The organism is Aquipuribacter aurantiacus, from assembly GCF_051216895.1.
Lineage (GTDB): Bacteria > Actinomycetota > Actinomycetes > Actinomycetales > JBBAYJ01 > Aquipuribacter.
The window spans coordinates 55,314-77,644 of sequence record NZ_JBPKAO010000006.1 but is presented as its reverse complement, the minus strand read 5'-3'; the positions used below and the strand labels follow the sequence as shown (position 1 = coordinate 77,644).

Sequence of the window (22,331 nt, the reverse complement as noted above, 5' to 3'; positions counted from 1 at the left end):
CGGCCGTCGTAGGAGGCGGTGGCCGCGTACACCGCCACGAGCAGCAGCAGGAACCACGCCGGGGCCGTACGCGCCTGCAGCACCTTGGTCACGGGTGCCTCAGAAGGTCGTGACGACCACGGTCGAGCCCGGGGCCAGCTCGGTCCCCGCCGACGGGTCCTGGCTGACGACCCGGTCGAAGATCCCGGAGCCGCGGCGCTCGACCACGAACCCGAGGGCCTCCAGCTCGGCGGCGGCGGCGTCGAACGGGCTCTCGAACACGTCGGGCACGGCGACCGGCTCCGGCCCGCGTGACACCACGACGTCCACCACCGTTCCCGGCCGGACGTCGGTGCCCTCCGGGTCCTGGGCGACGACCGTGCCCGCGTCGGCGGCGTCGAACTCCTCCGTCGTCCCGCCCAGGCGCAGCCCGGCGTCCTCCAGCGCGGTCCGGGCCTGCTCGACCGACCCGCCGACGACGTCGGGCACGGGCACCGGCTCGGGGCCGCGGCTGAGCACGAGGGCGACCTCGGAGTCACCGCGGAGGTCGGTGCCGGCCGTGGGGTCCGTGGACAGGACGAGCCCGGCCTCCACGTCGTCGGAGTACGCCTCGGCGACGGCACCCGGCACCAGACCGGCCGCGCCCAGCGTGGACCGGGCCTCCTCGAGCCCCAGGCCCCGGACGTCCGGCACGCCGAACAGCTCGGGCCCCGCGGACACCACCAGCGTCACCGAGCCGTTCTTGTGCACCTGCTCACCGGCGGCGGGGTCCGTGCCCACGACCGTGCCCTCCGGCGCCTGCTCGTCGAAGGTGCTGGTGGTCGTGCTGCCGAGCCCGGCGGCCTGCAGCTGCCGCTCGGCGGCCGGGGCGGTCCGGCCCACCAGCTCGGGCACGTCGCGCAGGGCCCCCGGTCCGGCCTCGTAGTACCAGAGCGCCCCTCCGGCCCCCAGGCTCAGGACCAGCAGCACCAGCAGGACGCCGGCCAGACCGGGACCCCGGCGCCGTGGCCGGGTCAGCACCGCGGTCCGCGACACCCCGTCGTCACCGGCGTGGCGGCCCACGCGGTCGAGGTCGTCGTCGGCCCCCCGGTCGTCGTCGCGGTCGTCGGCCCGGTCGTCGGTCCGGTACGCCGGCCGCTCCCGCGGCTCGTGCACCCGGGCCAGGGTCGCCGTGGCCGGGACGGCACCGCCGACGGTGCGACCGCCGGGCACCCGACCCCGGGCGATGACGGCGGTCGCCCCCTGGTCGGCGTCGGCCGCGACGACCGGGACCGGGGGACGGCGGTCCAGCACGTCGGGGTCCAGCAGGGACCACGCCCGCCGCAGGTCGGCGAGCATCGTCGTGGCGGTCCGGACCCGGGCCTCGGGGTCCCGCTCGCACGCGTCGGCGACCAGCTCGTCCACGGCGGGCGGCAGGTACGGCGCCCAGCGCGACGGCGGCGGGACGTCGGTGGTGACGTGGGACCAGACGACCTGGAACGGGACGTCGCCGGTGTGGGGCTGCCGGCCCGTGAGCAGCTCGAACAGCATGATCCCGACCGCGTACAGGTCGACCCGCTCGTCCACCTGACCGGTCCGCGCCGTCTCCGGCGCGATGTACTCCGGCGTCCCCAGCAGCGAGCCGGTGGCCGTGCGCGACGACGCCGCGGCGCGGGCCAGCCCGAAGTCGTTGACCTTCCAGGTGCCGTCCCGGGCGAGCAGGACGTTCTCGGGCTTGACGTCCCGGTGGACCAGGCCGGTCGCGTGGGCCTCGACCAGGGCCAGCAGGACGGCCTCGGCGACCTCGAACGTCTCCGCCGGGGTGAACGCCCCCCGCTCCCGCAGCCGGTCCCGCAGCGTCCGCCCCGGCAGCAGCTCCATCGCCAGCCACACGAGGTCGCCGTCCTCGCCCTGGTCGTGCACCGCGACCACGTGCCGGTGCGACAGGGAGGCGGCCGCACGGGCCTCGTCGTGGAAGCGGGACACGAAGTCGTCGGACTCGGCCAGGTGCGGGTGCATCACCTTGAGGGCGATCTCGCGACCGAGCCGGACGTCCTCCGCCCGGAACACCGTGGCCATCCCGCCTCGCGCGATCCTCGCCAGGACGCGGTACCGCCCGGCCACGAGGCGACCCACGAGCGGGTCACGGGCGGGGGGTTCCACCCGTGGAGTGTAGGTAGCCGGTCGTCCGCGGCCCGGCAGGCGCGGCGGGCCGGCTACACGCTCGGGCCCCGGTCGTGGCACCCTGCCGCCGTGGCCCGCTCCCGTGACCGTCGTACCCATGTCCCCGCCCCTGGCCTCCGGCCGGTGCCCGAGGAGACCACCGACGCGGCGGAGCTCGCCGAGGTCGACGCCCTGGTGGTGGACTGGCTCACCGTCCCGGACGTGGCCGAGCAGCTCGGCACCGACATCATGAAGGTGCGCCGGATGCTGAGCGAGGGCGACCTGGCGGCCGTCCGCGTCGGCGGTGTCCTCAAGATCCCGGCGCTGTTCGTCGTCCCCGGGGCCGACGGTGCTGCTGCGGCCCCGCTGCACGACCTCAAGGGCACGCTGACCCTGCTCACCGACGCCCGCTACACCACCGCCGAGGCCATCCGCTGGCTCTGGACCCCGGACGAGACCCTGCGCGAGGGGCGGCCGATCGACACCCTGCTCGCCGGCCGCAAGACCGAGATCAGGCGTCGCGCGCAGGCGTTGGGGTTCTGACCTCGGCCGGACCCCGGCGGGCGACCGAACGGGCCCGGAAGGCCCGGACGAGGCCGGGCACGGCCACCTGCAGCCGGCGGGGCTTCGACACGCTGACCCGCTGCGTGAGGACCTGGTAGTCCGCCCGCTCCACCGCGCCGAGGATGCCGCCGTACAGCTCGAACGCGGTCCGCATGCAGTCCCGCGACGTGGGGTCGAGCATCTCGATGCCCGGCTCGGCGTAGGCGTAGAGCGCGCGGGTGCGCTCGACCTCGAACTGCAGCAGGCGCCGGACCGGCAGCGTCACCCGGCCCGCGGCCAGGTCTGCCGTCGTCACCCCGAAGAGCCGGAGGTCCTCCTGGGGCAGGTACACCCGGCCGCGCTTGAGGTCCTCGCCGACGTCGCGGATGAAGTTCGACATCTGGAACGCCTCGCCCAGCGCCCGCGCCCGCGGCGCGGCCTCCGGGGTGAGCGGCTCCAGGACGGGCAGCATCTGCAGGCCGATGACCGCTGCCGAGCCGTACATGTACCGCTCGAGGTCGGCGTAGGTCTGGTAGCCGGTCTCCGTGATGTCCATCCGCATGGACTCCAGGAACGCCTCCACGTGCGTGCGGGGGATGCCCCAGCGCCGCATGGCGTCCTCCATGGCCGCGCCCACGGCGTCGGTGCGCGGGTCCACCCCGGCCGGCTTCGTGGGGTCGGGCTCGAGCCGGTCGAGGAACGCGTCGCCCCAGCGGACCAGCGCCAGCGGGTCCGGGTCGGTCAGGGAGTCGACGAACTCGTCGGCGTAGCGGGCGAACCCGTACAGCGCCCAGACGTAGGGCCGCTTGGCCCGGGGCAGCAGCAGCGTGGCCAGGTAGTACGTCTTGCCGTGGCCGGAGTGCAGCTCGCGGCACTTCTCGTAGGCCACGCGCAGCGCGGGGTCGGTGATGCCGGCGGCGTCGAGGTCCTTGGTGCTCACGTGCCGATCCTGCCCCAGATCTCCGGCTCAGATCCCGCGCCAGGCCCGTGACCGGTAGCTCTTGTCCTTGCCCAGCACGCGCTCGGCCGCCAGCCGGCCGGAAACGAGCACCATCGGCACGCCCACGCCCGGCTGGGTGCCCGAGCCGGTGAAGACGACGTTCTCGCCCCACAGGTTGCCGGGGCGGAACGGGCCGGTCTGACCGAAGGTGTGGGCGCTGGCGAACGGGGCGCCGGCGGCCATGCCGCGCTGCTCCCACTCCAGCGGGGTCGTCACGTCCTCGACCTCGATGGCGTCGCCGAAGCCCTCGTAGCCCCGGCTCTCCAGCTGCTGCAGGACGTGGTCGCGATAGCGCGGCGCGGCGGTGGCCCAGTCGATGCCCGCCGTCATGTTCGGCGTCGGGAACAGGACGTAGTAGATCTCCTTGCCGGCCGGGGCCAGCGAGGGGTCCGAGGCCGTGGGCCGGGAGACCAGGATGCTCGGGTCGCTCATCAGGCGGCCGTTGGTCAGGTCGTCGAAGACGCCCTTCCACTGCTCGCCGAAGTGGATGTTGTGGTGCGCGGTGAAGTCGTACGTCTTGTTCGACCCGGCCAGCATCAGGTAGCAGCTGGGGGAGTACGTGAGCCGCTTGGAGCGCCAGTGGGGCTTCCCGAGCAGGTCGGAGTGCGCCACCGGCAGGTCCGGGTTGAGCACGAAGACGTCGCCGACGATGCGCTCACCGGCGCTGGTGATGACGGCCCGGGCCCGTCCGCCGCTGTGCTCGACGCGCTCGACGGTGGTGCCGTAGCGGATGTCGACGCCGTGCTTCTCGGCGGCGGCGGCCATGGCCTGCGGGATGGCGTTCATCCCGCCCTTGGCCGCGAACACCCCCGCGACGGAGTCCATGTAGGCGATGACGGCGTAGATGGCCAGCGCGTCGTAGGGGCTGACCCCGGCGTACAGCGCCTGGAAGGAGTAGACCCGCTGGGTGCGGGGGTCGGAGAGGAACTGCTCGACCTTGGGGGCCAGCTTGCCGAACCCGCCGATCGCGGCGAGGCGCGCCAGGTTGGGGGTGAGCAGGTCCAGCGGGGTGTCGATGTTGCGGTCGATGAAGTCCCGCATCTCGTACTTGTAGAGCTTGGCCACGAAGTCGACGTACCTGCGGTAGCCCGCGGCCTCGGCCGGGCCGATGACGCGCTCGATCTCCTCGCACATCGCCTCGGTGTCGGCGTGGACGTCCAGGTGGCTGCCGTCGGCGTAGAACGCCCGGTACAGCGGCGACACCGGCTCCAGGTCCAGCCAGTCGTGCATGTCCTCGCCGAGGGCGTCGAAGCAGTCGGCGATCAGGTCCGGCATCGTCAGCACGGTCGGGCCGTTGTCGAAGCGGTACTGCCCCGAGCCGTCCGGGGCGTCCTTGACCACCAGGCCCGCCCGACCGCCCGCGATGTCCTCGCGTTCCAGCAGCGTGACCTTGCGGCCGGCGCCGGCGATCCGCATCGCGGCCGACAGCCCGGCCAGGCCGGCCCCGACCACGACGACGTGGTCGGTCGGGCCGTGCACGGTGCGGACCCGGCCCGGCAGCCACCCGGCGAGGCGGGCGGGGGTGAGGACGGCGCTCATGAGGTGCTCCGGTCTGTCAGCGGTGCGGGGGTGGTGGTCCGGGCGTGTGCTGCCCGTTCCGGTGATGGTGCGTCCGGCGAGGCCGGCGCGGATGCGGTGCGGGAGGTGTCGTCGCTCACGTCCGGCGGCTCACGTGCTCCGTGCGGTGGCGGCCACGACCAGGCCCTCCAGGACCCCGCGGGCCTCGTCGTCGACGTCCGCGGTCGCCAGGGCGGCGGTGGCGGCGTCGACGTCCGCCGCGATCATGGCCTCCACCCGGTCGGCCGCCCCGGTCTCCATGAGGACCTCCCGCAGGGTCTCGATCCCGTCCGGGCCCAGACCGGGGTCGCCCAGCAGGCGGCGGACCTGCCCGGCCTGGGCGGGGGTCGCCCGTTCCAGGGCCAGGGCGACCAGCACCGTCCGCTTGCCCTCGCGCAGGTCGTCGCCGGCCGGCTTGCCGGTCTCCGAGGGGTCGCCGAACACCCCGAGCAGGTCGTCGCGCAGCTGGAACGCCTCGCCCAGGGGCAGGCCGTAGCCGCTGTAGGCGTCCAGCAGGGACTGCGGCGCCCCGGCCAGGCTGCCGCCCATCAGCAGGGGGTGCTCGATCGTGTACTTGGCGCTCTTGAACCGGATCACGGTCCGGGCGCTCGCGACCGGGTCGTCGTCGGTCTCCCCGGCCGTGGCCTGCTCCAGCATGTCCAGGTACTGACCGGCCATCAGCTCGGTGCGCATCCGGTGGAACACGACGCGTCCACGGGCGATCGAGTCCGTCGCCAGGCCGCAGTCCGCCAGCAGCTCGTCCGACCAGGACAGGCACAGGTCGCCGGCCAGGACCGCCCCGGCCATGCCGTAGCGCTCGGTGTCGCCGTGCCAGCCGGAGCCGCGGTGCAGCTGCCCGAAGCGGCGGTGGACCGCGGGTCGGCCGCGCCGGGTGTCGGAGTCGTCCATCACGTCGTCGTGGATCAGGGCCGCGGCCTGGAACAGCTCGAGGCTGGTGGCCGCGGCGATGATCTCCTCGCAGTCCGCCCCGCCCGCGCCGCGCCAGCCCCAGTAGGCGAAGGCGGGCCGCAGCCGCTTGCCCCCGGCCAGCAGGTCCACGACGTACTCCACCAGCGGCGCCGCGTGCGGGCTCACGGCCTCGACGGTGGCCACGTGGCGCGCCAGGACGTCGTCCAGGGTCTTCTGCACCCGGACCCGGAGGCCCTCGCGGTCCAGCACGGCCCGCGCGGACGCGACCGTCTGCACGGCGACCGGGGCGGTGGGCGGGTCGACAGGCGGCGGGGTGGTCATGGTGGTCCAGCGTATGTTCGCGCCGGTCTGCGAGCACACCGGGCCCCGGGCGCGTCGTGGTCCTAGCCTGGAGCCGTGCCCGAGGCCTCCGTCATGCCGCAGCGCCACCGGACCGTGGTGGAGTCGCTCGCCGCGGCCCGGGCGCAGGGTCGACCGACGGTGTCGTTCGAGTTCTTCCCGCCCCGGGACGCCGCGGCCGAGCAGCTGCTGTGGCAGGCGGTGCGCCGCGTCGAGTCGGTGAGGCCGGACTTCGTGTCGGTGACCTACGGAGCCGGTGGCGGTACCCAGGACCGGACGGTGCGGGCCACGCAGCGCATCTCGCGCGAGAGCTCGCTCTCGCCCGTCGCCCACCTGACCTGCGTCGGGCGGACCCGGCAGCAGCTGCGCCAGGTCGTCGGTGCCTACGCCGACTCCGGCGTGCGCAGCGTCCTGGCCCTGCGCGGGGACCCCGCGGGCGGGCCCGGCCAGCCGTGGGTGAGCACCCCCGGCGGGTTGGACCGGGCCATCGAGCTGGTCGAGCTGGTGGCGGACCTGGGGACGTTCTCGGTCGGCGTCGCGGCGTTCCCCGACGTGCACCCGGAGTCGCCGTCGTCCACCCACGACGCCCGCGTGCTGGCGCTGAAGGCGCGCGCCGGCGCCCGCTTCGCGGTCACGCAGTTCTTCTTCGACCCCGACGCCTACGTGCGCCTGGTCGACGGGGTGGCCGCCGCGGGCGCGGACCTGCCGATCCTGCCGGGCATCATGCCGGTGACGAACCTGCGCCAGCTCACCCGGTTCCCGCAGCTGTCGGGGCAGCCGCTGCCGCCGGACCTGGTGCAGCGGCTGGAGCGGGTCGGCGACGACCCCGCCGCGGTCCGCCGGGTCGGCATCGAGGCGGCGACCGCGCTGTGCGAGAAGCTGCTGGCCGCCGGGGCACCCGGGCTCCACTTCTACACGCTCAACTCCTCGACGGCGACGCTCGAGGTGGTCGACAACCTGGGGCTGTCGGCGGCGCGGCGGGGCTGACCGGCCGCGGCGTCGCGTCGGGTCCGACCTCGACCGTCAGCCGGCGAAGTGGGTCACGACGCCCGCAGGTGGCGGTGGCCGGTAGCGCACCCGTTCCTTGCCGCACCGGTGGCACACCTGGTGGACGCCTCCGGTGCCGTCCACCACCGTGTCCCGGCGGCGCAGCCAGTCGTGACGTCCGACCAGGCACAACAACCTGCCCATGGCGACCTCCGGTGGGAGCGAGGGCTCCAGGGTCCTCCGGGCCACCAGGAGCAGTCATCACCTGGCGCGGGTGAGGGGCGGCCCGCACCGCACCGGTCCGGCCCTCCTCCCCGGTCGGACCTCACGCAGGCGGTGCGTCGTCCGGGTCGGGGGCCGGGGGCGTCTCCTCCGTCGGGGCGCCCACCAGGTCCGCCACGATCGCGGCGCTCATCGCCACCAGGGGGATGCCACCGCCGGGGTGCGCGGAGCCGCCCACCAGGTACAGGCCCTCGACGTTGCTGGCGTTGGCCGGTCGCAGGAACGCCGAGCGGGCGCCGTTGCTGGAGCTGCCGTAGATGGAGCCCCCGACGCTGCGGGTGGCCTGCTCGAGGTCGGCGGGGGTGCGCACGACCCGCCACAGGACGCGGTCACGGACGTCCAGCCCGCGCTCGGCCATCACCTCCAGCACCCGGTCGGCGTAGGTCTCGGCCAGGCCCTCGGCGCACCAGTCCACCCCGCGGGTGGGGTCGCCCGGGCGGTGGCGCGGGGCGTTGACCAGGACGAACCAGGACTCGTGGTCGTCGTCCGGGCGCAGCGCGGGGTCGTCCGGGGCCGAGACGTAGACCGTCGGGTCCGGCGCGGGACGGGGGTGGCCGCGGTGCTTGCCGGTGCCGAACACCGAGTCGAACTCGTCGTCGTAGTCGGCGGGGAACAGCACGGTGTGGTGCTGCAGGCCCTCGGTCCGCCCGCGCAGCGCCAGCATGAGGACGAACCCGGACAGCGAGGGGTCGGCCTTGCGCAGCCGGCGCCGGCCCAGCTCGCCCGGGGGGCCGGCGAGCAGCTCGTGGTAGGTGTGGGCGGCGTCGGCGTTGGACACCACGACGTCGGCGTCCACCACCGAGCCGTCGCGCAGCCGGACGCCCTGGGTGCGCCAGCCTGTGGGGCCGGGCACGTCCTTGACGATGATCTCGGCCACGTCGGCGCCGGTGCGGACACGGGCGCCGCACTCCAGCGCCCGCTGCGCCAGCGCGTCACCCAGCTGCTGCAGCCCGCCTCGCACGTACCAGGCGCCGTAGGTCTGCTCGACGTAGGGGACGGTGGCCAGGGCGGCGGGGGCGCGCCGCGGGTCGGAGCCGGTGTAGGTGGCGTACCGGTCCAGCAGGGTGCGCAGGCGCGGGTCCTTCAGGTACTTCCGGCCCAGCGAGCGCAGGCTCCGCCACGGCGCGATGCGCACCAGGTCGTCGACCCGGCGGGACTCCCGGGCCAGCGTCCTGACCCCGTCCAGCGGGGACTCCAGGAACGGCCCGCGGGTGGCGGACCAGATCGCGCCGGCCCGCTCCAGGAACGCCAGCCACTGGGCCCCCGTGCCCTCGCCGAGGGCCGCGTCCATGGCCGCGGCCACCCGGCGGCCCCCGCCGCCGGGCACGTCCAGGACGGTGCCGTCGGCGAACCGGTAGCGGAACGCGGGGTCCAGGGCGACGAGGTCCAGCACGCGGCTCAGCGGGGCCCCGGTCCGGGCGAACAGGTCCTCGTAGACCGACGGGAGCGTCAGCAGCGACGGCCCGGTGTCGAAGACGAACCCGTCCCGGGCGTAGCGGCCGAGCTTGCCGCCGACGGCGGCCGACTGCTCCAGCACCGTCACGTCGTGACCCGCGTGGGCCAGCCGGACGGCGGTGGCCAGGCCTCCCAGGCCTGCTCCCACCACGACGACTCTGCTCACCGGACCTCCCTGCCCTTCCACCGCAGCGTGCCCCGGTACCGTCCCACGAACGAGCGGGTGGTGAGGTACGCCGCGGCCAGGACCGACACCGGGTGCGCCAGGGCGTCGGGCAGGGAACGGGCCCCCGTCGCCTCCGCGGTGAGGTAGCGGCCGAGGACCCCGGCGCCCACGCCGAGCAGGCCGACCCGGGAGCCGCGCAGCGCCGCCGCGGCCGGCCAGACGTAGACGAGACCGAGCACCGCCATGACGGCCGCCGCACCGGCGGGGGACCCGAACGCTGACCACAGCGACTTGGAGTAGCCGTCCTGGACCTGGGCCCACGAGGTGTACATCCGGCACGAGGCGACGCGGGAGCCGTCGCAGGGCACCCCTCGACCGCCCGTGCGCTTGACCGCGCGGAGCAGGGCGATGTCCTCCAGCACCTCGCCCGCCACCGCCGCGTGACCACCGGCGCGTCGGTAGGCGGCGGCGTCGACGGCGAGCAGCTGGCCGTTGGCCGCGGCCAGGCTGGCGCGCGGGGAGCGCTCGGCGGCGTCCAGCGGGAGCGTGGTCAGCCAGGACCACTGCAGCAGCGGCTGGACCAGGCGCTCGCCGGGGGTGACGGCCAGCTGCCGGGGGTAGGGCGACACGAGGTCGAGGCGGGCGCGACGGAGCAGGTCGACGGTGGCGGCGACGGCGTGCGGGGCCAGGACGACGTCGGCGTCCACGAACAGCAGCACGGACCCGGTCGCGGCCTCGGCCAGCTGGTGGCAGGCGAAGGGCTTGCCCCCCCAGCCGTCGGGACGTTCCTGCCCGGTCAGCAGCCGCACCCTCCCGTCGCGGCGGGCCGTGTCGCGGACGGTCTCGGCCGTGGCGTCGGTGCTGCCGTCGTCGCAGACGAGGACCTCGAGGTCCGCGACCCCGGTCTGCTCGGACAGCGAGTCCAGCAGGGCGGGCAGCGAGGCCTCCTCGTCGCGGGCCGGCACCAGGACGCTGACCCGTTCGGCGGTGGGCGGCGGCTCGTCGCCGGGACGCCGCAGCCGGGTGACGTTCCACGCCGTGTGGGCCGTGAGGGCGACGGCCAGCCCGGTGCCGAGGACGGTGAGCCGCTCGGGGCCGCGGCTCACGCTCGCGTCGGTCGCGGGAGGGGGTGACGCGGCCCGTTCGGCCCGTTCGTCCCGGGCGGCCCGGTCGAGCCGGTCGCCGCGGTCCGGCGGTGGTGGCGGGAGAACAGCCACAGGTAGGGGGCCACCACCAGGCCCATCCCGACGAAGCCGTACGCGGCCACCTCGGGCCGGCCGAAGAAGGCCACGTTCGCGAGACCGGAGCCGAGCCAGGTCCAGGCGAGCATCAGGGCGGGCACCGACTCCTCGACCTCGCGGTTGGGGATCACGGCGTCGAGCACGCTGATCATGAGGACGGCGACCAGCAGCCACCCCGCGTAGTTCGTCAGCGGGATCCCCGGCACGCCCGGCAGGCCGGGCTCGGGGGAGGAGAAGACCCAGTGGCCGGCGTCGGTCATCTGCGGGTCGAGGTAGAGGTCCCAGGAGGCCAGGGCGAAACCTCCCACCGCGGCCGTGACGACCGCCCGCAGGAAGGCCGCCGTGCGACGGCCGAGCCGGTTGTCGACCCGGCCGAGGACGGCGGCGGCCAGCCGTCGTCCCAGCAGCAGCGTCGGCCAGGCCATCATGGTCCAGGCCAGCGGGATGACGACGGGCACGTCGAGCACCTCCGGGCCCAGCGTCCCGGTGTACTCGTACGGGCCGAACGGGAAGCCCGTGGCCGTGCCGACGGCCTCGGCGACGAGTCCGATGCCCCCGGCGACGAGCAGGAGGAGGACGGCCGCGCGGGCGCCCAGGCTCAGCGCGGCGTGGCTCAGGCTCGTCGCGCAGAACAGCAGGACCGTCACGACGGTGGACACCACGAGGGCCCGCCCGTCCAGCAGCGGGTAGGTGATCTGCGCCAGCAGCGTCAGCCCCGCCAGCACCAGCGGCAGCCCCAGCGGGGACAGGAAGGCGCGGCGAGGGGTTCGCTGTCCTTCGTCGGGCATGACGGGGAGTCTAGGTGGCGTCGCCCGCCGCGGTCAGGGGCGGGCCCACCACGGCGCTGCGGCCACCCGTCAGGCGCACCAGCTCGTCGTGGCCGGTGGGGAACACCGTGTGCGGGTGACCGGCAGCCGCCCACACCTCGCCCAGCTCCGCCAGCGAGGCGTCGACCAGGGTCGGCAGCGGGCTCGGGTGCCCGACGGGGGACACCCCGCCGATGACGAAGCCGGTGGCGCTGCGGACCAGGTCCGGCTCGGCCCGGCGGACCCTGGCCACCTCGAGCAGGTCGGCGACGAGGTCGGTGTCGACGCGGTGCCCGCCGGAGGCCATGACGAGGACCGGGAACGGGTCGCCGTCGCCCATGGCGTCGGGGTGCGGGTGGGCGACGAAGACCAGCGAGTTGGCGATCCGGGCGACGCCCACGCCGAGGGAGGCGGCGGCCTCGGCCGCGGTGCGGGCGCCGGCGTCCAGCACCTGGATGCGGTCGGGCACGCCGGCCTGCGCCAGGGCCTGCCGCACCCGGGTGACGCCCGGGTGGTCGGTGAGGTCGAGGGGTTCGGTCACGGACCGGAGCCTAGGACGACGGGGCTCCCGGGGGGGCCTCTGCGGGTGCCCTCCCCGTCCTGGCGGGCGACTCGCCGGGGCGGTGGACGGATGCCGGCGACCGGCCTACTGTTCGAACACGCGTTCGACGAACACGTGTTCGAACATCATCGCCACGACAACACCCTGAGGAGGTCATCGTGCGCCGTCACGACGAGCCCGTCCAGGTCAGGACCACCACCACCGGGGACGCCACCGGGGTCCCGGACGCCTTCCTGTGGCGCGGCCGGTTGTACGTGGTCCGCGAGGTGCAGGCCACCTGGCTGGAGAGCGAGCCGTGGTGGGAGGCCGCCCGCACCCCCGGGCACCGGGTCGCGCCCGAGCGGACGGTGTGGCGGGTCGAGGCGGGCGCCGGGCGTCAGCTCGGCACGGGTGTGTACGACCTGGCCCAGGCCGTCGCCGTGCCCGCGATGGCCGGTGCCGGTGCCGGTGCTCCGGCCGACCGTGCTCGTGACGACCGGCAGGACGAGTGGTGGTTGCTGTGCCGGCTCGACTGATCGACCAGGTCCGCCCCGACCAGGTCGTCGTCCTCCCGGACCACGGTGCGGGCTCGGACGGTGCGGGTTCGGACGGTGCGGGTTCGGACGGTGCGGGTTCGGACGGTGCAGGTTCGGACGGTGCAGGTTCGGACGGTGCAGGTTCGGACGGTGCGGGCTCGGACGGTGCGGCCGAGGTCAACGCCGCGGTCGTGGCGCTGCTGGAGCGCTCGCGCGAGGGCCTGCGGACCGCAGCCGCGGAGCTGGACGCCCGGGCCCGCTGGTCCGGCGCGCACCTGGCGGCGCTGCGCGCGGCCACGGCGGTCCTCGCGGTGCGGGGTCGGCCGGGTCCGGCCCGGTCGCGTCCGCGCAGCGTGTGGCAGGTGCTGCCCCGGCTGGCGCCCGAGCTGACGGAGTGGGCCGTGTTCCTGGGCGGGCTGCCACGGCTGCCCGAGCGCAGCGGTTGCGACTCCCGGGCCGCCGACGACCTGCTGCGCGACGCCGAACGGTTCCTGTGCGCCGTCACCCGGGTGCTGTCCCTGCCGTGGCGGCCCGTGCTGCCCGACGTGGTCCCGGCCTCGCGGTGACGGCGCCCGCCCGGCCGGTCCGCCGATGAGCGCGTTCACCCACCTCCACGTCGCCTCGGGCTACTCGCTGCGCCACGGGGCCTCGACCCCGGCGGCGCTGGTCGCCCGCGCGGCCGAGCTCGGCATGGACGCGCTCGCCCTCACCGACCGCGACGGCTGCTACGGCGCGGTCAAGTTCGCCGTGGCCTGCGCCGACGCCGGCATCGACCCGGTCCTGGGCGTCGACGTGGCCGTCGAGCCGTCCGGGGCGCTCGTCGGCCTGCCCGCCTGGGCCGACCCCTCCCAGGGCGGCCGCGCCGGGACGGGCGGGACGGGGGCCCGGCGCAACCCCGCCCGGGGAGGCGCCGTGGTCGACCCCCGCCACCCCCGCGTCACCGTCCTCGCGCTCGCCGCCGACCCCCGCACCGGGTTGCCGCCCGGTGCGGGCTGGGCCCAGGTCTGCCGGCTGGTGAGCGCCGGGCACGCCCGCAGCCCGCGCGGTCGTCCCGTCAGCACCGAGGACCTGCTGGTCTCCCACGCCGTCGACACCTCCGGGCCGACCGGGGGGACGGGGGCGCCTGCGCTGGCGGTGCTGCTGGGACCCACCTCCGAGGTCGGCCGGGCCGTGCTCGCCCGCCGCGACGACCTGGCCGTGCGGCTGCTCAGGCGCTGGGCGGCCCGGCTGCCGGCCGGCAGCCTGTACGTCGAGCTCGTCCACCACCGCAGCCGCCGCGACACCGTGGGCAGCGTCGGGCTGGCCGGGCGGATGCTCGCGGTCGCCGACGCCGCCGGGGTGCCGACGGTGCTCACCAACGCCGTGCGCCACGTCGACCCCGACCAGGGCCTGGTCGTCGACGTGCTGGACGCCGCCCGCCGCCTGGTCGCCCTCGACCCCCGCCACCTGGACCGCACCACCTCCGCCGGGCACCTGGCCGACGGGGCCGACATGGCCCGGCGGGCGCGCGAGGTCGCCGTCCTGGCCGCCGGCCTGCCCGGCAGCGAGACCGGGGCGGGCCCGGACGCCCTGGCCGCCCGGCTGCTGGCCACGACGGCCGCGCTGGCCGACCGGTGCCGGCTCGACCCGGCCGCCGACCTGTCCGTCGGCTCGGTGCACCTGCCCGAGGCCGAGGTGCTGGGCTACTCGGCCACCACCGACCTGCAGGCCGTGCTGGCCGCCCGCTGCCGCGAGGGCCTGCAGAGCCGCTACGGCTCCTCCTCGGTGCGCTCCCCGACGGGTCTGGTCGGTCCCGCCGACATCGAGGCGCGGCTGGGCGACGAGCTCGCCGTGATCGACCGGCTGGGCTTCGCCGGGTACTTCCTCACCGTCGCGCAGGTGTGCGACCTGACCCGCGGTCTGGGCATCCGGGTCGCCGCGCGCGGCTCGGGCGCCGGCAGCCTGGTCTGCCACGTGCTGGGGGTCTCCGGGGTGGACCCGGTCCGCCACGGCCTGCTGATGGAGCGGTTCCTGTCGCCGCTGCGGGCCACGCTGCCCGACGTCGACGTCGACGTGGAGTCCGACCGTCGGATGGAGGTCTACGACGCGGTGCTCGCGCAGTTCGGGCCGCAGCGGGTCACCTGCGTGTCGATGATGGACACCTACCGGGTGCGCCACGCCGTCCGGGACGTCGGCGCCGCGCTGGGGATGCCGCCCGGCGAGGTCGACGCCATCGCGACGGCCTTCCCGCACATCCGGGCCCGCGACGCCCGCAAGGCCATCGAGGAGCTGCCCGAGCTGCGGGCCTCCGGGCTCGCCTCGGCGGACCTCGAGCAGTTCTTCGACCTGGTCGAGGGCGTCGACGGGCTGCCGCGCCACGTCGCGCTGCACCCGTGCGGGGTGATCATCTCCGACTCGGGCCTGCTGGACCGCACCCCGGTCGAGCCCAGCGCCGACGGCTACCCGATGACCCAGCTCGACAAGGACGACGTCGAGGAGGTCGGCCTGCTCAAGCTGGACGTGCTGGGCATCCGGATGCAGTCGGCCATGGCGCACGCGGCCAGGGAGATCGAGCGGGTCGACGGCGTGGTCGTCGACGTCGACGACCCCGAGCAGGTCCCGCTCGACGACCCGGACACCTACGCCCTGATCCGCACCACGCGCACGCTCGGGATCTTCCAGATCGAGTCACCCGGCCAGCGGGAGCTCGTCGGCAAGTTCGCGCCGGACTGCTTCTCCGACATCGTCACCGACATCTCGCTGTTCCGGCCCGGTCCGGTCAAGTCCGACATGGTGACGCCGTTCCTGCGGGCCCGGCAGGGCTGGAACGCCCCCGAGTACCTGCACCCGGACCTCGAGCCGGTGCTGGCCGAGACCTACGGCGTGGTCGTCTTCCACGAGCAGGTCATCCGGATCGTCGCCGTCACCACCGGCTGCACGCTGGCCGAGGCCGACGAGGTCCGCCGCTCGATGGGCTCACCGGCCGGACAGCTGGCCGTCAAGCAGTGGTACGTGCCCACCGCGGTCCGGCGGGGCTACACCCCCGAGGTCGTGGGCCGGTTCTGGGAGGTGCTCAAGGCGTTCGCCTCGTTCGGGTTCTGCAAGGCCCACGCCGCCGCGTTCGCGCTGCCCACGTTCCAGTCGGCCTGGCTCAAGCGGCACCACCCGGCCGCGTTCCTGGCCGGGGTGCTGACCCACGACCCCGGCATGTACCCCAAGCGGCTGGTGCTCGACGACGCCCGCCAGCTCGGGATCGCCGTGCTCGGCCTGGACGTCAACGCCTCCGACGCCACCTACCGGGTCGAGAAGGTGGCTCCCTGGGACGAGCCGCCCCCGGAGCTGCTCGGCGTCCCGGGCCGCGAGGCCCCCACCCTGGAGGGGCTGCCCGACGGGCGGGAGTACGGCATCCGGCTGTCGCTGGCCGACGTCAAGGGCATCAGCGACGCCGAGGTCGCGCGCATCGTCGCGGCCCGGCCCTACGGCTCGCTCGCCGACTTCTGGCACCGGGCCGGGGTGTCGCGCCCGGTGGTCGAGCGGCTCGTGGTGGCCGGTGGCTTCGACGAGCTGTACGGCCTCACCGGGCGGGTCCACGCGCCGGGACCCGGCGGTGGGGCGGGCTACCAGCTGCCGTCGCGGCGGCGCGGTCGCACCACCCGTCGCGACCTGCTGCTTCAGGTGGCCGAGCTGGACCGGTGGAGCCGGTCGGTGGGTCAGACCAAGGGCGGGCGCGGGGTCGACCGCCGACGCAGCGGCGGCACGGCCGGCACCGCCGGGGCGGTGGCCCCGCAGCCGGTGACCCAGCTCGCGCTGGACCTGGGTGACGCCCCGGACGAGGCCGAGAGCACCGACCTGCCCGACATGACCAGCGCCGAGCGGGTCGTGGCGGAGCTGGACGTGCTGGGCCTGGACGCCTCCCGGCACGTCCTGGACTTCTACGCCCCGCTGCTGGCCGCCCTCGGCGTCACCCGCAGCCCGGACCTGGTGGCGCAGCGCAGCCGCAGCGAGCTGCTGGTCGCCGGGGTCAAGGTCGCGACCCAGACCCCGCCGATCCGGTCGGGGCGACGCGTGGTGTTCCTCACCCTGGACGACGCCACCGGGGCGGTGGACGCCACGTTCTTCGAGGACGTCCAGGGCCCGTACGCCGCGACGGTGTTCAACTCCTGGCTGCTGCTGGTGCGCGGGGTGCTGCGCCGTACCGGGCCGCGCGGGGTGTCGTTGCGGGCGACCGGGGCGTGGGAGCTGCCCGTGCTGTGGGCCTGCTGGAAGGACGGCGGCGTCGAGGCGGTCCACGAGCTGATGGCCCAGGTGCCCGTCGGCTTCGACGACACCGCGCAGGTGTCCGGGCACGCCGTGGCCGGGGCGGCGGCCAGCCGCTCCAGCCGCCCGGTCGTGGTCAGGCCGCCGACCGGCCCGGGCGGGGGACCGGGCGGCCCCGGCGGTCCGGGTCGTCCGACCGGTCCCGGCGGCCCGGTGGAGGAGCAGGTGGGCGAGGTCGCCGGCGGCATGGGCGGCGGGGCCCGACGGCGGGTGCTGGTGCACGCCAGCGGGTTCCAGCAGTCCCCGTACGCCGACATCACACCGGCCGGGGTCAGCGGCAAGGACCCGCGCAAGCTGGCCGAGGAGGCCGCCCGCGCCTCCCGGGCGCCGCGTCGGCTCTGGCACTCCAGCCCGGGGAGCTCCGGCCGGTGAGCGCACGGACCGACGCGCTGGTGCTGCGGGCCGCCCCGTGGTCGGCCCGTGCTCGTAGGCTGTCGTCGTGCCCGACACCCCAGCCCAGCGCCGCGAGCGACGCTCGACGCGCGCGGAGCTGCGCCACGAGGCCATCGGCCGGCTCGTCGGCCCGTTGCTCAGGGCCCCGGGCCCGGACGGCGGGGCCGCCCTCGTCGTCGACCTCGGCGGTGGGGCGGGAGCCCTCTCTGTGGAGCTCGCGGTGGGCGGCCACGACGTCGTCGTGGTCGACCCCAGCCTCGACGCGCTGGCCGCGCTGGCCCGCCGGGCCCGTGAGGCCGGGGTGGAGGACCGGGTGCGTGGGCACCAGGGCGACGCCCGGGCGCTGCCCGAGCTGTGCGGCGGGCGCGGGGTGGACGTGCTGCTCTGCCACGACGTGCTGGAGCTGGTGGACGACCCGGCCGCCACGCTCGCCGAGCTCGCGGCGGCCATGCGTCCCGGGGCCACGCTCAGCCTGCTCACCGCCCAGCGCAGCGGGGCCGTGGCGCTGCGGGCGGCCGTGGGCCGGGTCGCGGAGGCCCTCACCGCCCTCAGCGACCCCGACGGCCGCACCGGGGTCGACGACCCGCTCCTGCGACGTCTGGACGCCGACGCCACCGCGCAGCTGCTGGAGCGCGCGGGTTTCGACGTGGTCGACGTCACCGGCGTGCCGGTCCTGGCCGACCTGGTGCCCGAGGCGGTCATGGACTCCTCGCCCCGGGCCCGGGAGTCCCTGCGGCGTCTCGAGCTGGCAGCGGCGGACCATCCCGACCTGCGCGGTCTCGCCTCCCACCTGCACTGGCACGCCGTGCGGCGCTGACGTGGCCCGCACCACCCGGAGGCCGCCCTCTCGGGCGAACCCGGGAGCCGCCTCCGGGGCGACCCCGGGAGCGACCCGGTGAGCCGCCGTCAGGTGGGCCGGGCGGACGGCCGGGCGGCGGCGCTCGGGCTGACCGGTGACGACACCGGCTGCACCGTGCTGCACGCCGACATGGACGCCTTCTACGCCGCGGTCGAGCTCCGCACCCGCCCCGAGCTGGTCGGCCGTCCCGTCATCGTCGGCGGGGGGACCCGGGGGGTGGTGCTGTCGGCCACCTACGAGGCCCGCCGCAGCGGGGTCCACGCGGCGATGCCGATGGGGCGGGCCCGGCGGCTCTGCCCCCAGGCGGTCGTCCTGGAGCCCCACCACGGCCTGTACGCCGAGGTCTCGCGCGGGGTGATGGAGGTGTTCCGGTCCGTCACGCCCATGGTCGAGCCGCTCAGCCTGGACGAGGCGTTCCTCGACGTGTCGGGGGCGCGGCGGCGGTTGGGGGAGCCAGCGGCCATCGCGACGGTCCTGCGTGACCGGATCGCCGACGAGCAGGGCATCACCTGCTCGGTGGGGGTGGCGGCGAGCAAGTTCGTGGCCAAGCTCGCCAGCTCGGCCGCCAAGCCCGACGGCCTGCTGGTGGTGGGTGTGGCCGACACCGTCCCCTTCGTCCACTCCCTGCCGGTCGCGGACCTGTGGGGTGTGGGTCCCCGCACCCAGGAGGTGCTCACCCGGCTGGGCCTGCGGACGGTCGCCGACCTGGCCCACACCCCGCTGCGCACCCTGGAGCGCGCGCTCGGGCAGGCCCAGGGCAAGCACCTGCACGAGCTGTCCTGGGGGCGCGACCCGCGGGTGGTCGTCCCCGAGACCGCAGGCAAGAGCATCGGTGCCGACGAGACCTTCGCCCGCGACGTCGACGACCCCCGGGTCGTCCACCGCGAGATCCTGCGGCTGTCGGAGCGGGTGGCGGCCCGGCTGCGCGGCGACGAGGTGGTGGGCCGGACCGTCGTGCTCAAGGTCCGCTTCGCGGACTTCACGACCATCACCCGCTCGAAGACCCTCCGACAGCCCACCGACCTGGGTCGCGACGTGCACGCCGCGGCCGTGGCCGCGTTCGACGGCCTCGGCCTGGACCGGGCCAGGATCAGGCTGGTGGGCGTCCGGGTGGAGGGTCTTCAGCCCGCCGACACCGCGCCGGTGCAGCTGGAGCTCGGCGCGCCGGAGCACGGCTGGCGGGACGCCGAGCGGGCCGTGGACAGCCTCAGCAGACGATTCGGGGCCGGTGTGGTGCGGCCCGGGACACTGGTGGATCCTCGTCGTAGGAATACCACCGGCGATGCCGGGCACGACTGAAGTGGCCGCGTCGTTGAGCCGATGTCGACACCAGGTGTCGCGGCCAGGATCGCGCGTCTATCCTTACGGGACCCACAGAGAGCCAGGAGGTCAGCGGTGCCGCTCTCCGACCACGAGCAGAAGCTCCTCGCGCAGATGGAGCAGGCGCTCTACGCCGAGGACCCCAAGTTCGCCACGACCCTCACCGGTCGCCAACGGGGCGTCGGATCGGTGTCCCGCGCCCTCGTGGGCATCGGCTCCGTAGCCGTCGGCCTCACGCTGATCATCGTCGGCATCTCGATCGGTCAGCTCTGGCTGAGCGTCATCGGGTTCGTCGTGATGTTCGGCGGGGTGGTCTTCGCCGTGGCCGCCCCGGCCCCCTCCGCGGCCGCCAAGACCAAGACCGGCCCGGGCAAGCCCACCCGTGGCGGCCCGGCCCGAGGCAGCCAGAAGTCCTCGTTCGTCCAGCGGATGGAAGAGCGCTGGGAGCGACGCGCCGACGGCGGCGGTCTCTGAGCGGTCACCACCCGTCCTCCTGGGAGCCGGCTCGACGACGAGCCGGACGTCCGGGGCGGCAGCACCACCTGTTCGTCCCTGCGACCGGACCCCGCGGCCGGTCCTGACGGCCGGAGCCTGCGGCCGGTCCTGACGACCTGAGTCGGCGTCCGGTCCTGAGGACCTGAGCCGGCGCCTCCGTTCAGCCGACCCGCTCACCGACCCGTCCGTGCGGTGGGGCGACCAGGCGAGGGGCGGGGGACGGGAACCACGTCGCGACCGCCCGCTGACGGCCCTCCCTCGTGGCGGCGACGGCCTCCAGGACCGTACGCACGTCCTGCTCGAGCGTGTCGACCGGCGCCGGCTCGACCGCGTAGAGGGCGCGCTCGACCGCCTCGGCCAACCGCCGGACCGCGTCGTCGGCCTCGTGCGGCAGCCGCTCCCGCACCACCAGGTCGGCGGCCTGCTCCCGGACGGTGGCCCCGCGCGGCAGGGCCTGCAGGTCGCCCAGCCGTTCCAGCAGCTCGGTCCAGGCCGCCGTCGCCGTCGCCGCGTCGTCGCCCCGCACGCGCCGGGACCGGCGACGGCTGCGCCACCAGCGCCAGGTCCGGGGCAGGGCCAGCACGCCGGCCAGGACCCCGAGCACCAGCAGGACGAGACCCACCTGCGGCAGCACGGCGAGGACGGTGCCCAGGGCGCCGGTCCCCTCGCCCGTCGACGAGGAGGGGGGGACCGGGTCGCCGGGGGCGGCCTCCTCCGGCACCTGCGCCGGCTGGCTGGGGACCGGGGCGAACGGGTCGCCGGGCTCGGAACGGGGGATGGCCCACTCCGGCGGCAGCTGCGTCCGGGTGGACGGCGTCGGCTCGAACCGCACCCAGCCCACGCCCTCGAAGTACAGCTCCGGCCAGGCGTGCGCGTCGTCGGCCCGGATCTCCCACTGCCCCGGCGACGTCTCGTCCCCCGGCAGGAACCCGACGGCCACCCGGGCCGGGATGTCGAGGCTGCGCGCCATCAGGGCCATGGTCGAGGCGAACTGCACGCAGTAGCCGCTCCGGTCCTCCAGGAACGCCTGGACGGCGTCGCGGTCGGTCACGTCCGGCGCGTCCAGGGAGTAGGTGAACCCCCCGGTGTTGCGGAACCACTGCTGCAGCGCCAGCGCCTGCTCGTAGCGGGTCGCCGCCCCGGCCGCCTCGACGACGCGCTGCGCCTCGGTCAGCACGACCTCGGACATGTCGTCCGGGATCTGGGTCCACAGCGGGTCCAGGCCGTCCGGCGGGACGGCGTCGAGCCGGGCGGCGTCCGGGCGGATGTCGTAGTGGGTGACGGAGTAGGACAGACCCTCGGTGGTCTCCTCCTCCGACAGGACGTTCAGGGTCCGGGCGTCGTAGCCCCAGGTGCCGGCCACGTCGACGGCGGAGGCCGGGTAGGGCAGGGGCAGGAACGACTGCGCGAGCGGTCCCACGGCGATCGAGGTGGTGACCAGCGGGGCGTCCGCGAGCACCTGGGCGTCCGCCCCGGGCGGGGTGGGGAGCCCGTCCTGCAGGGGCAGCCCGGTGGCCGGGTCCGGGGGGGTGGGGCGCCACACGGCACCGTCGAAGGCGTCGGCGGTCAGGATCCGCAGCGGGTCCGGGTCGGTCGCCTCCGTCGCGTACCGCAGCAGGACCGTGTCGTCCTGGGACGCGAGGTCGTCCCGGATGTCCAGGAACGGGTTGACCGACCGGGTCCCCTCGCCGGCCCCACCCCCGAAGCGCTCCTGCACCATGCTCTGCAGCCGGCCGCCGCCGCTCCCCGGGGTCAGCAGGGGCAGCGCGGCCCCGGCGAGCAGCGCGACGGCCGCCGTGACGGCGGCCGCGGTCACCAGGTGCTCGGTGACCCCCGACGGCGCGGGCTCACCGGACCGGCCGCGTCGCTGGAGCACCGCGCCCCAGTCCCGGACCCGCTGGTCGGCGTCGGTGAGGGCGAGACCCAGGTAGCCGAGGGCGGCCGAGAGGTAGCCGAGCAGGCCGATCCCGTCCGGGGCCAGCGCCGTGGCGACGCAGACGACCAGCAGCAGCGGCAGCCCGGCCGCGCCCGGGCGTCGCAGGGGGCCGGCGATGGTGAGGGTGAGCACGGCGACCGCCCCGGCGGCGAGGGTGAGCATGGCCACCACCCCGGTCTCGGTCGGTGCGGGCGGCACGGCCTGCTGCGTGGTGGCCAGGCCGCTGCGCAGCAGGATCCCCAGCGCCTCCACCGAGCCCCGGGTGGGGACGAACCCCCCGGCCGTCGCCTGCGCCGGGACCAGCAGCGCCGTCGTGATGACGAAACCGGCCAGGGCGCCCAGCAGCGGCGAGAGCCAGCGCGGGAGGTTCGCTGCGGCCACGGCCGTCCCGGCCAGGCCCACCGCGACCACGACCAGGGCCACCGGCTGCAGCCAGTCCCGGTCGGCCAGCAGCGGCGTCAGCGCCAGCATGGTCATCAGGGTGGCCACGGCCGACAGCAGGGCCGCCCGGACGTCGCGGGTCACGTC

18 protein-coding genes are annotated in these 22,331 nt (G+C 75.7%); 8 read left to right on the top strand and 10 right to left on the bottom strand.

The window, feature by feature from the left end:
* Positions 1-99: 99 nt before the first annotated feature.
* The gene (gene pknB, locus ACR80Q_RS10070; protein ID WP_435377470.1) at positions 100-2,121 is read right to left on the bottom strand and encodes a Stk1 family PASTA domain-containing Ser/Thr kinase; all 2,022 of its coding nucleotides are present in this window, start codon (positions 2,119-2,121) and stop codon (positions 100-102) included.
* A gap of 144 nt (positions 2,122-2,265) precedes the next feature.
* Between pknB and ACR80Q_RS10065 the strand changes: the two genes are divergently transcribed.
* Positions 2,266-2,664: an Rv2175c family DNA-binding protein gene (locus tag ACR80Q_RS10065; RefSeq protein ID WP_435377469.1), complete on the top strand. Its 399-nt coding sequence runs from the start codon at positions 2,266-2,268 to the stop codon at positions 2,662-2,664.
* On the opposite strand, the gene ACR80Q_RS10060 is transcribed toward ACR80Q_RS10065, so the two are convergent.
* The 3 genes from ACR80Q_RS10060 to ACR80Q_RS10050 all read right to left on the bottom strand — a co-directional run bounded on the left by ACR80Q_RS10060 (position 2,633) and on the right by ACR80Q_RS10050 (position 6,472).
* Positions 2,633-3,604 (bottom strand): phytoene/squalene synthase family protein, encoded by a 972-nt coding sequence (locus ACR80Q_RS10060; RefSeq protein WP_435377468.1) that lies wholly within the window; start codon positions 3,602-3,604, stop codon positions 2,633-2,635. The genes ACR80Q_RS10065 and ACR80Q_RS10060 overlap by 32 nt on opposite strands.
* A 27-nt stretch (positions 3,605-3,631) precedes the next feature.
* Complete coding sequence (gene crtI, locus ACR80Q_RS10055) at positions 3,632-5,203, bottom strand: phytoene desaturase family protein (RefSeq protein WP_435377467.1); 1,572 nt, start codon at positions 5,201-5,203, stop codon at positions 3,632-3,634.
* A 129-nt stretch (positions 5,204-5,332) separates the two neighbouring features.
* Positions 5,333-6,472, bottom strand: coding sequence for a polyprenyl synthetase family protein (locus tag ACR80Q_RS10050; RefSeq protein ID WP_435377466.1), 1,140 nt, complete (start codon positions 6,470-6,472; stop codon positions 5,333-5,335).
* Between the two features lie 75 nt (positions 6,473-6,547).
* On the opposite strand from ACR80Q_RS10050, the gene metF reads away from it, so the two are divergent.
* Complete coding sequence (metF, locus tag ACR80Q_RS10045; RefSeq protein ID WP_435377465.1) at positions 6,548-7,477, top strand: methylenetetrahydrofolate reductase [NAD(P)H]; 930 nt, start codon at positions 6,548-6,550, stop codon at positions 7,475-7,477.
* 36 nt (positions 7,478-7,513) lie between these two features.
* On the opposite strand, the gene ACR80Q_RS10040 is transcribed toward metF, so the two are convergent.
* The 5 genes from ACR80Q_RS10040 to ACR80Q_RS10020 all read right to left on the bottom strand — a co-directional run bounded on the left by ACR80Q_RS10040 (position 7,514) and on the right by ACR80Q_RS10020 (position 11,968).
* A complete protein-coding gene (locus ACR80Q_RS10040) occupies positions 7,514-7,681 on the bottom strand; it encodes a hypothetical protein (RefSeq protein WP_435377464.1) in 168 nt (55 codons plus the stop codon).
* Between the two features lie 121 nt (positions 7,682-7,802).
* Positions 7,803-9,380 (bottom strand): phytoene desaturase family protein, encoded by a 1,578-nt coding sequence (locus ACR80Q_RS10035; protein ID WP_435377463.1) that lies wholly within the window; start codon positions 9,378-9,380, stop codon positions 7,803-7,805.
* Positions 9,377-10,486 carry a glycosyltransferase family 2 protein gene (locus tag ACR80Q_RS10030; protein WP_435377462.1) on the bottom strand — a complete coding sequence of 370 codons (1,110 nt, stop codon included), beginning with the start codon at positions 10,484-10,486 and terminating at the stop codon, positions 9,377-9,379. Before ACR80Q_RS10030 ends, ACR80Q_RS10035 begins: the two co-directional genes overlap by 4 nt.
* Positions 10,483-11,409, bottom strand: a complete 927-nt coding sequence (locus tag ACR80Q_RS10025; protein WP_435377461.1) for a carotenoid biosynthesis protein — start codon at positions 11,407-11,409, stop codon at positions 10,483-10,485. Before ACR80Q_RS10025 ends, ACR80Q_RS10030 begins: the two co-directional genes overlap by 4 nt.
* A 10-nt stretch (positions 11,410-11,419) precedes the next feature.
* Entirely contained in the window at positions 11,420-11,968 is a 549-nt protein-coding gene (locus ACR80Q_RS10020) for a YbaK/EbsC family protein (RefSeq protein ID WP_435377460.1), read from the bottom strand.
* 179 nt (positions 11,969-12,147) lie between these two features.
* Between ACR80Q_RS10020 and ACR80Q_RS10015 the strand changes: the two genes are divergently transcribed.
* From ACR80Q_RS10015 to ACR80Q_RS09990, 6 genes are all read left to right on the top strand, one after another.
* Complete coding sequence (locus tag ACR80Q_RS10015) at positions 12,148-12,504, top strand: DUF6504 family protein (protein WP_435377459.1); 357 nt, start codon at positions 12,148-12,150, stop codon at positions 12,502-12,504.
* Positions 12,505-12,695: 191 nt separating this feature from the next.
* A complete protein-coding gene (locus ACR80Q_RS10010) occupies positions 12,696-13,070 on the top strand; it encodes an SAV_6107 family HEPN domain-containing protein (RefSeq protein WP_435377458.1) in 375 nt (124 codons plus the stop codon).
* A 25-nt stretch (positions 13,071-13,095) separates the two neighbouring features.
* A complete protein-coding gene (locus ACR80Q_RS10005) occupies positions 13,096-17,172 on the top strand; it encodes a DNA polymerase III subunit alpha (protein WP_435377457.1) in 4,077 nt (1,358 codons plus the stop codon).
* 67 nt (positions 17,173-17,239) lie between these two features.
* A complete protein-coding gene (locus ACR80Q_RS10000; protein ID WP_435377456.1) occupies positions 17,240-18,010 on the top strand; it encodes a methyltransferase domain-containing protein in 771 nt (256 codons plus the stop codon).
* 78 nt (positions 18,011-18,088) lie between these two features.
* The gene (dinB, locus tag ACR80Q_RS09995; protein ID WP_435377455.1) at positions 18,089-19,351 is read left to right on the top strand and encodes a DNA polymerase IV; all 1,263 of its coding nucleotides are present in this window, start codon (positions 18,089-18,091) and stop codon (positions 19,349-19,351) included.
* A gap of 96 nt (positions 19,352-19,447) precedes the next feature.
* Positions 19,448-19,846, top strand: coding sequence for an SCO2097 family morphological protein (locus ACR80Q_RS09990; protein WP_435377454.1), 399 nt, complete (start codon positions 19,448-19,450; stop codon positions 19,844-19,846).
* A 181-nt stretch (positions 19,847-20,027) separates the two neighbouring features.
* Here the strand turns inward: ACR80Q_RS09990 and ACR80Q_RS09985 are convergent, their stop codons facing one another.
* Positions 20,028-22,328 (bottom strand): transglutaminase TgpA family protein, encoded by a 2,301-nt coding sequence (locus ACR80Q_RS09985; protein WP_435377453.1) that lies wholly within the window; start codon positions 22,326-22,328, stop codon positions 20,028-20,030.
* Positions 22,329-22,331 lie beyond the last annotated feature (3 nt).

Coding starts and splice junctions, on each gene's coding strand:
- crtI (WP_435377467.1), bottom strand. CDS start 5,203: ATGAGCGCCGTCCTCACCCCCGCCCGCCTCGCCGGGTGGCTGCCGGGC.
- ACR80Q_RS10050 (WP_435377466.1), bottom strand. CDS start 6,472: ATGACCACCCCGCCGCCTGTCGACCCGCCCACCGCCCCGGTCGCCGTG.
- ACR80Q_RS10040 (WP_435377464.1), bottom strand. CDS start 7,681: ATGGGCAGGTTGTTGTGCCTGGTCGGACGTCACGACTGGCTGCGCCGC.
- ACR80Q_RS10025 (WP_435377461.1), bottom strand. CDS start 11,409: ATGCCCGACGAAGGACAGCGAACCCCTCGCCGCGCCTTCCTGTCCCCG.
- ACR80Q_RS10005 (WP_435377457.1), top strand. CDS start 13,096: ATGAGCGCGTTCACCCACCTCCACGTCGCCTCGGGCTACTCGCTGCGC.